The 1,450-nt window shown below is 57.1% G+C and carries 3 protein-coding genes; all 3 read right to left on the reverse strand.

The window, feature by feature from the left end; translation table 11 throughout:
• Nucleotides 1-100 precede the first annotated feature (100 nt).
• Nucleotides 101-349 carry an HU family DNA-binding protein gene (locus tag V6C16_RS13205; protein WP_333536340.1) on the reverse strand — a complete coding sequence of 83 codons (249 nt, stop codon included), beginning with the start codon at nt 347-349 and terminating at the stop codon, nt 101-103.
• Between the two features lie 109 nt (nt 350-458).
• Nucleotides 459-1,082 carry a nicotinate (nicotinamide) nucleotide adenylyltransferase gene (nadD, locus tag V6C16_RS13210; RefSeq protein ID WP_333536337.1) on the reverse strand — a complete coding sequence of 208 codons (624 nt, stop codon included), beginning with the start codon at nt 1,080-1,082 and terminating at the stop codon, nt 459-461.
• A 138-nt stretch (nt 1,083-1,220) separates the two neighbouring features.
• Nucleotides 1,221-1,450: nickel insertion protein (gene larC / locus V6C16_RS13215; protein WP_333543430.1), on the reverse strand; the 230-nt coding region annotated here is incomplete at its 5' end.

Below are 1,450 nucleotides of genomic sequence, written 5' to 3' on the forward strand. Positions count from 1 at the left end.
GAGCTCATTTGCTTGAATCTGTTCGGCAAGGATTCTCTGGAAGAACTTCTGAATCCGCGAAGACGAAAAACTATAAACACCTATAGTTATAGCCTGTTAGCTATGGGTGCTTAACCGGACAACATTGTGCTGCAATATGAATTTCCTGGCCGGTGCGGGGGTTGCGGCCTTTACGGGCGGCCCGCTTTACCGTCTTGAAGCTGCCGAAACCGGAGATTGCTATACTCTCTCCATTCTTCAGCGCCTCCGCGAGCTTTGAAAAAAGAGTGATGTAAGCCTTTTCCGCCTGAGCCAGAGTATCAAGCCCGGCTTCTTCCTTCAGCTGTTTTACGAGCTCCGCTTTTGTCATAATTCCTCCATTGTATGTTGTGAACCTTGCTGATCCTGCAAGGCTACCTCACTGACATATAAAGGAGCGCCATAGAAAGCAAGCCATTTGCCAAAACGTCCGGGCTTTTTTACTCTCTGCCCCGGATCCCATAGAGCCGAAAGGTCTCCATATACTCCGCGACTTCCTCCGGCACTTTGCCCTGGACAGAACAACCCGCCTCGATGTCACTCCGTATCTCGGACGCGGACAGCGGCAGCGCGGGATCGTCCAGCACCGTCACCCTGGCCCCGGGGAAAGGGAAAGGCGGTACTTCCTCCTCGGTTTCCCGCCGCAACACCACGATTTCCGTCTCGCGAAGAATGGAGTTGACGTCTTCCCAACCCGGCATTTTCCGGAACACGTCAACACCCACCAGCAAATACAGGGCAGCCGTATCATAGTGCGAGCGGATCTCGCGGATCACGTCACAAGTATGCATGCCCCGCGGATGGTTCCTTTCCAGGTCTGACACGATGACCTTGAGAGTCTTCTGAAAGGCCAGCAGGCACATGGCGTACCGGTGCATAAACGGGGTCGGGCGCGTATTCTTGTAAAACGGGAATGAAGACGGGATGACCAGGGCGCAATCCAGCTGCAACCGCTCGACGAACAGCTCGACGGCGCGGACGTGCCCCAAGTGTACCGGGTTGAAGCTGCCCCCGTATATGCCGACCCGAAGGCGGGGTTTTCCTGTGACATGGTGCTGGGTCATCGCGCTGCGCCATTATGTTCCGTTGACGGGTTTACATGGCCGAAGCCGGGGTGGATGGCTCCGCGGCCCTGGCATTACGCCGGCCGCGGCCGCCATGAGAATGGATATTACGTGGAGCAGGAAGCCGGCCGCGCGGTATTATGCGCCCAGAACCCAAACAGCCCCGTTGGTAGCGTTCTGAAAGACCTTGCTCCCGTAGCTGATGACGCTCTTCGTGACGGTCATGGCGGGCCATTTGCCAAACTCGGCTCCAAGAGCCTTGAGCAGAGATACGGCCGTCGGCGTCACTGTTTCGCCCACACCGTCGAAAGGCACCACCGGAACGCCTTCGAGCAGGCGCAGCACGGCGGGAGCGGGAGAGCCGACAT

Source organism: Desulfovibrio sp. 1188_IL3213, from assembly GCF_036763145.1.
GTDB lineage: Bacteria > Desulfobacterota > Desulfovibrionia > Desulfovibrionales > Desulfovibrionaceae > Desulfovibrio.

What these genes read in the sequence shown, in the direction of transcription:
- V6C16_RS13205 (WP_333536340.1), bottom strand. Translation starts at nt 349, where the DNA reads ATGACAAAAGCGGAGCTCGTAAAACAGCTGAAGGAAGAAGCCGGGCTT.
- nadD (WP_333536337.1), bottom strand. Translation starts at nt 1,082, where the DNA reads ATGACCCAGCACCATGTCACAGGAAAACCCCGCCTTCGGGTCGGCATA.